The sequence below is a fragment of the Streptomyces sp. NPDC002793 genome, from assembly GCF_040295485.1.
In the GTDB taxonomy this organism is placed as follows: Bacteria; Actinomycetota; Actinomycetes; order Streptomycetales; family Streptomycetaceae; genus Streptomyces.
The window spans coordinates 103,022-109,838 of sequence record NZ_JBEOVL010000025.1 but is presented as its reverse complement, the minus strand read 5'-3'; the positions used below and the strand labels follow the sequence as shown (position 1 = coordinate 109,838).

Here is a 6,817-nt window from a genome sequence, read left to right as displayed (position 1 = left end):
CACAGCCGCAATCTCATCCGGAGTCACACCCTGTCAACGCAACACCGACCGAAAGGACACGCTCACCCATGTCCGACCTGACCAAGCCCTACTAGGAGCCCCGGCGGCGTGTTCGGGGCGGCCGTGCGGGACGTGCTCCACGTCATGCCGTGTGACCGCCGACGCAGCGGGCAGGCGCCGTTCCGTGACCACAGCGGGACGAGCGACGACGACCACCGACCCCGACCGGAACCAGCGGGCCCGCCCTCTCGCGGCGCGCCGGACGGGTGAACCGAGTCAGGGGATATATCTGTATTCGGTGCCCTTCGTTCCGGAACTCCCGTCGTGATCGCACTCATCCTCAGCCACTTCGTCCTGGCGGCGTGCGCGACCCCGCTGGTGCGGCGGCTCGGCAGGTACGCCTTCGTCGTGCTCGCCCTGCCACCGGCCGCCACCACGGTGTGGGCGGTCACCGAGTGGGGCGGCGCGGAGGCCGGCCGGGCGGTCACCTGGTCGTGGGAGTGGATCGGTACGTACGACGTGTCGGTCGCCCTGCGCCTGGACGCGCTCGCCGAACTGATGGTGCTGCTCGCGGCCGGCGTGGGCGCGCTCGTCCTGCTGTACTGCGCGTCCTACTTCACCGACGACTCGCCCCGGCTGGCCTCCTTCGCGGGGAACCTGCTGGCCTTCGCCGGTGCGATGCTCGCCCTCGTCCTCGCGGACGACCTGATCTCCCTCTACGTGTTCTGGGAACTGACCACCGTCTTCTCGTACCTGCTGATCGGTCACGGCAGCGAGGTCAAGAAGAACCGCCGCTCGGCCCTCCAGGCCCTCACGGTCACCACGCTGGGCGGCCTCGCCATGCTGGTCGGCTTCCTGATCCTCGGTGAGGCGGCGGGTACCTACCGGATCTCCGCGATCGTGGCCGACCCGCCGGAGCCGACCCTCGCCGTGTCCGTCGCCGTCGTCCTCGTGCTGTGCGGGGCGCTGTCCAAGTCGGCGATCTGGCCGTTCAGCCTGTGGCTGCCGAACGCCATGGCCGCACCCACCCCCGTCAGCGCCTACCTGCACGCCGCGGCCATGGTCAAGGCCGGTGTCTACCTGGTGGCGCGGCTCGCCCCCGCCTTCGCGGACGTACCCGTCTGGCGGCCGGTCGTCCTGGTCCTGGGGGGAGCGACCATGCTCCTCGGAGCCTGGCGGGCCCTGCGCCTGCACGACCTGAAGCTCGTCCTCGCCTACGGCACCGTCAGCCAGCTCGGCTTCCTCACCGTGCTCGCCGGGGCGGGGAACCGGGACGCCGCGCTCGCCGCCGCCGCCCTGATCCTGGGACACGCCCTGTTCAAGGCCGCGCTGTTCCTCGTCACGGGCGTCGTGGACCACGCGACCGGCACCAGGGACCTGCGGCAGCTCTCCGGGCTCGGCCGCACCATGCCGTACGTCTGCGCGGTCGCGGTGCTCGCCGCCGCGTCCATGGCCGCACTGCCGCCGTTCCTCGGGTTCGCGGCGAAGGAGGCCGCCTTCGAGGCCCTGCTGCACGGTGACACCGCGGACCGGTGGGTGCTGGCCGTCACCGTCGTCGGTTCCGTGCTGACCGTGGCGTACACCCTCCGCTTCGTGTGGGGGGCGTTCGCCCGCAAGCCCGGTGTCGCGGACACCCCCGCCCACCGCGTCGCCCCCGGCCTCCTGGCCCCGCCCGCCGTGCTCGCCGTCGCCGGACTCGTGCTCGGCCCCGGCGTCGGCTGGACGGACCGTCTGTTCGCCGCGTACGCCGACGCGTTCCCCACCCCCGCCCACCCCTACCACCTCGCGCTCTGGCACGGCTTCGGCACGGCCCTGCTGCTGTCCGCCCTGACCTGGGCGGGCGGCGCCGTGCTCTTCTCGGGGCGTACGGCGGTCACCCGGATCTCCCGGCGCGTCGCCTGGCCGACCGCGGACAGCGTCTTCGGACACCTCCTGCTCGGCCTGGAACGGGTCGCCCTCCAGGTCACCGGCTTCGTCCAGCGCGGCTCCCTCTCCGGCTACCTGGCCATCACCCTGATGGTGATGCTGGCCGGACAACTCGCGGTCCTGGTCACGGACCGGCCCTGGGAGGGCGCGGTGGCCCCCCGGGTGTGGGACGTCCCGCTCCAGGGGGCGGTGGCCCTGCTGACCTGCGCTGCCGCACTCTCCTGCCTGACCGTCAGCCGCCGGATGAAGGCCGTCGTCCTGGCGGGGCTGACCGGCTACGGGACCGCGCTGCTCTTCGTCGTGCAGGGAGCGCCCGACCTGGCCCTCACCCAGTTCTGCGTCGAGACGGTGTCGATGATCGTGTTCGTGCTGGTCCTGCGCCGGATGCCGGTGCGTTTCGAGGAGTCGATCGGCACCTGGCGACGGGCGTTCCGGATCCCGGTGGCCCTGGGCGCAGCGGCCACGGTCGGGGTGGCCGTCTGGGCGGCCGGCGCCGCGCGCGTCGCCGAGCCGGCGGGCGCCGCGATGATCGAGGAGGTGGCCCACCACGGCCTCAAGGACGTGGTGGCCACCATCCTGGTCGATCTCCGGGCCTGGGACACGATGGGCGAGTCAGCCGTCCTCGCGGCGGCGGCGATCGGGGTGACCAGCCTCATCTATCTGCACCGCCGAGGCGAGACACCCATGAACCGGCAGGAACTGCGGGGCGAGACCGCCTGGACACTCTCGACCGGGCGGCTGACCGGTCTGCCGCAGGGCGACGACAACGCACCCGAGCGCAGATGGCTCGCCGCCGGAGCCACCCTGGCGCCCGAACACCGGTCGGTCGTCTTCGAGGTGATCGCCCGGCTGCTCTTCCACCCCATCCTGGTGCTCTCCCTGTACCTGCTGTTCTGCGCGGAGAACATGCCGGGCGGCGGCTTCGTCGCCGGACTCGTGGCGGGGCTCGCCCTCATCACCCGCTACCTGGCGGGCGGCCGGTTCGAGCTCGCGGAGGCCGCGCCGCTGCAGCCCGGACTCTTCACCGGCTTCGGACTGTTCGTGTCCACCGCGGTCGCCCTGGGCGGCCTCGCGGAGGGGACGGTGCTGCACGCCTGGACCCACCACGGACACCTGCCGGTGTTCGGCGACTACCACCTGAGCACCTCGGTCCTCTTCGACTTCGGTGTCTACCTGCTGGTACTCGGCGTCGTCCTGGACATCGTGCGAGCCTTGGGCGCCAAGGTCGACCGCCAGATCGAACGGGCGGCGGGCGCACTGACACCCGCGCCCGGCACCGGGCCGGGGGGGACCGACCGATGATCATGAGCGTTTCGCTCCTCGCCACGGCCGTCGTCCTCTGCGCGGTCGGCGGCATGCTCATGCTGACCCGACCGCTCACCCGCATCCTGCTCGGCGCGGTGATCGCGGGCAACGGCATCAACCTGCTGGTCCTCTCTGCCACCGGCGCGGCGGGCGCGGCGCCCCTGCTCTACGGCGTCCCGCACCGCCGGATCACCGACCCGCTGCCCCAGGCCATCGCACTCACCGCCATCGTCATCACCCTCGCCACCACGGCCTTCCTGCTCGCCATGGCCTACCGCAGCTATCAGCTGACCGGGACGGACGAGGTCCACGACGACCTGGAGGACCGCCGCGTCTTCCTGCGCGCCGAGGTGATGGGGCAGCGTGCCGAACTCCGCGAGGAGTACCGGGCGGAGCCCGGCCGCAGCCGACAGGAGCGCGCTCGCTACCGCGAGGAACACCGCCGGCTGCGCGCCCGGCTGCGTGCCGACCGCGCCCTGCAGGCCCGGGGGAGGGACGCCGGCGGTGACCTCTGGCACGACGTGCTGGGAGCCGATCCGGAGGACTACGTGAACGACGGGCACGACGACCGAGGAGCCACCCGATGAACGCGCTCGTCCCGCTGCCGGTGCTGCTGCCGCTCTGCGCCACCGGGCTGAGCCTCGCCTTCGGTACCCGGCTCGCGCGCTTCCAGCGCTTCATCAGCGTCGCCGTGCTCAGCGCGGTCCTCTGCCTCTCGCTGGCCCTGATGATCGCCACCGACCGGCAGGGGCCGCTCTCCGTCCACCTCGGCGACTTCGCCCCGCCGCTCGGCATCACGCTGGTCGCCGACCGGCTGTCCGGGCTGATGCTGACCGTCTCCTCGGCGGTCACCCTCGCCGTCCTCGTCTACTCGCTCGGCCAGGGCATGGCGGACCGGGACAAGGAGACGCCCGTCGCCGTCTTCCACCCCGCCTACCTCATCCTGGTCGCCGGGGTCTCCCTCACCTTCGTCGCGGGCGACCTCGTCAACCTCTACGTCGGCTTCGAGATGATGCTGGTCGCCAGCTTCGTCCTGCTCACGCTCGGCGGGACCGGCCCCCGCATCCGGGCCGGCTCCACCTACGTGATCATCTCGCTCTTCTCCTCGATGCTCTTCCTGACGGCGATCGCGATGGCGTACGCAGCCTCGGGCACGGTCAACCTCGCCCAGCTGGCGGTCCGGCTGCCCGACCTCCCCCTCGGCGTGCAGACCCTGGTCCAGGCCATGCTGCTCACCGTCTTCGCCATCAAGGCCGCCGTCTTCCCCCTGGCCGCCTGGCTCCCCGACTCCTACCCGACCGCGCCCGCGCCCGTCACCGCCGTCTTCGCGGGCCTGCTGACGAAGGTGGGCATCTACTGCATGCTGCGGGTCGAGACCCTGCTCTTCCCCGGTAACCGGCTCGGCGATCTGCTCATGGTCGTCGCCCTCGCCTCGATGATCGTGGGCATCCTCGGGGCTGTTGCCCAGACCGACCTGAAGCGGCTGTTCTCCTTCACCCTCATCAGCCACATCGGCTACATGGTCTTCGGAATCGGACTCGCCAGCCGCGAGGCGTACGGCGGTGCGGTCTTCTACGTCGCCCACCACATCACCGTCCAGACCACCCTCTTCCTCGTCGCGGGACTCATCGAGCGCCGGGGCGGCACCAACGAGCTCACCCGGCTCGGCGGGCTGGCCAGGGCGGCTCCGCTGCTCGCGGTCCTCTTCTTCGTCCCCGCGATGAACTTCGCGGGGATCCCCCCGCTCTCCGGCTTCATCGGGAAGCTCGGACTCATGCGGGCCGGTGTCGCCGACGGCGGTGTCCTGGCCTGGATCCTCGTCGCCGGCGCCACCGTGACGAGCCTGCTCACCCTGTACGTGATGGCCAAGATCTGGAACCTCGCGTTCTGGCGTACGGAGCCTCCCGGCCAGACCGCCTACGGCACCGTCCTGGAGACCGCCGACGACAGTGACGACGACGACGCCGACACCGGGCCCGACCGCGTCCCGGGCACCGGCGACGAAGGGATCGGACCGCCCCGGGCCCCGGCCGGCCAGGCCGTGGCCGCCACCTTGCAGGGGCGTGCCGTCACCACCACGATCCGCCCGCCCGCGGCGATGACGGCGGCGACCGCGGCCGCCGTCGTGCTCGGTCTCGCCTTCACCGTCCTGGCCGGTCCGCTGACGGCCTTCACCGACCGCTCGGCGGCCGAACTCATCGCGCGCCGCCCCTATGTGGAGGAGGTGCTCGGCCGGTGAGGCGCCTGATCACCCTGTCGTACCGCAACCCCGACCTGCCCCCCTTCAGCGTCGAGTTCGCCGGTCGCAGGCGCCGGGTGCTCGACCTTCCTCTGATCGCCTGGCTCACCGTGATCTGGGTGCTGCTGTGGTCCACCCTGACCTGGGCCAACGTCGTCACCGGCGCGGTCGTCGCGATCGTCGTCTGCCTGGCGTTCCCGCTGCCGCAGGTCGACCTGGGCCTGCGTTTGCACCCCTGGGGGATCCTCCGGCTCGCCACCTATCTGCTCTACGACATGTACACCTCGGGGGTACAGGTCACCCGGCAGATCTTCGCCGACCGGCCGCACCGGCCCGCCGTCATCGGCGTACCGCTGCGCTGCCGCAGCGATCTGATGCTCGCCGCGACCGCCGTGACCGTGTCCAACGTGCCGGGCGGCTCCGTCGTCGAGGTGCGCAGGGCCACGGCCACGCTCTTCCTGCACGTGCTGGACGCGGACCGGCCGGAGCAGCTGGAGGCGGCCCGGCGTTCCGTCTGGAAACTGGAGGACCTGACGGTACGGGCGTTCGGCACCCGGGACGAGATCCGCCGGGTGTCCGGGCCGCCCCCGCCGGTCCCCGGATCCGACATCGGAGAGGAGGGATCATGAGTGGTCCCGAGACGGTCGACCGGGTGCTCATGACCGCCGCTGTGGTTCTCGTCGTGGTCGCGGGCGCACTGCTGCTCGTCCGGATCAGCCGTGGGCCGTCCATGCTGGACCGGGCCCTCTCCCTCGATGTCCTCGCCGCGGTGATCATCGCCGGCCTCGGCGTCAAGTCCGCCTTCGCCCGGGACCCGTTCTACTTCCCGATCATGCTGGTGCTCGCGTTTCTCGGCTTCACCGGATCGGTGGGCATCGCCCGCTTCATCGCCGTACGCGACAAGCCGCTGTCGCGCCGGAAACCCGCCGCGAAGGAGTCACAGGAGTGAACGTCTGGCTGCAGATCACGGACACGGCCGGGGCGGTGCTCGTGTTCGTCGGCGCCGCGATCTGTCTCCTCGGGGTGGTCGGCATGCTGAAGCTGTCCGACGTCCTGTCGCGCAGCCACGCGGCGACCAAACCGCAGAGCCTCGGTCTGCTGCTGGTGCTGGCCGGGGTCGCACTGAGACTGCGCGGCGGCATGGACCTGGCGACGCTGGCCCTCATCGGCTTCTTCCAGCTGATGACCGGCCCGGTGGCCGCACACCTGGTGGCGCGGTCGGCGTACCGCACCGGGCAGATCGAGCGCGGCGAGCTGCTCTTCGACGACCTGGACGCGCAGCTCACCGAGCCGGGGCCGGAACCCGGTGCGGAACACGAACCGGGCACGGACCCCGGGCGGAGTTGA

6 protein-coding genes are annotated in these 6,817 nt (G+C 71.7%); all 6 read left to right on the top strand.

From position 1 onward, the window contains the following. Positions 1–324 precede the first annotated feature (324 nt). The 6 genes from ABT001_RS23700 to mnhG are packed head-to-tail and all read left to right on the top strand — an operon-like array spanning position 325 to position 6,817. Positions 325–3,228, top strand: coding sequence for a Na+/H+ antiporter subunit A (locus tag ABT001_RS23700; protein WP_351280835.1), 2,904 nt, complete (start codon positions 325–327; stop codon positions 3,226–3,228). Next, positions 3,225–3,818 carry a Na(+)/H(+) antiporter subunit C gene (locus ABT001_RS23695; RefSeq protein ID WP_351280833.1) on the top strand — a complete coding sequence of 198 codons (594 nt, stop codon included), beginning with the start codon at positions 3,225–3,227 and terminating at the stop codon, positions 3,816–3,818. The genes ABT001_RS23700 and ABT001_RS23695 overlap by 4 nt, the downstream gene beginning before the upstream one ends. Then, positions 3,815–5,470 carry a Na+/H+ antiporter subunit D gene (locus ABT001_RS23690; RefSeq protein ID WP_351280832.1) on the top strand — a complete coding sequence of 552 codons (1,656 nt, stop codon included), beginning with the start codon at positions 3,815–3,817 and terminating at the stop codon, positions 5,468–5,470. The genes ABT001_RS23695 and ABT001_RS23690 overlap by 4 nt, the downstream gene beginning before the upstream one ends. Beyond that, on the top strand, positions 5,467–6,099 hold the full coding sequence (locus ABT001_RS23685) for a Na+/H+ antiporter subunit E (protein ID WP_351280829.1): 633 nt from the start codon (positions 5,467–5,469) through the stop codon (positions 6,097–6,099). The genes ABT001_RS23690 and ABT001_RS23685 overlap by 4 nt, the downstream gene beginning before the upstream one ends. Beyond that, complete coding sequence (locus tag ABT001_RS23680) at positions 6,096–6,419, top strand: MrpF/PhaF family protein (RefSeq protein WP_351280827.1); 324 nt, start codon at positions 6,096–6,098, stop codon at positions 6,417–6,419. The genes ABT001_RS23685 and ABT001_RS23680 overlap by 4 nt, the downstream gene beginning before the upstream one ends. Beyond that, on the top strand, positions 6,416–6,817 hold the full coding sequence (gene mnhG / locus ABT001_RS23675) for a monovalent cation/H(+) antiporter subunit G (protein WP_351280824.1): 402 nt from the start codon (positions 6,416–6,418) through the stop codon (positions 6,815–6,817). The genes ABT001_RS23680 and mnhG overlap by 4 nt, the downstream gene beginning before the upstream one ends.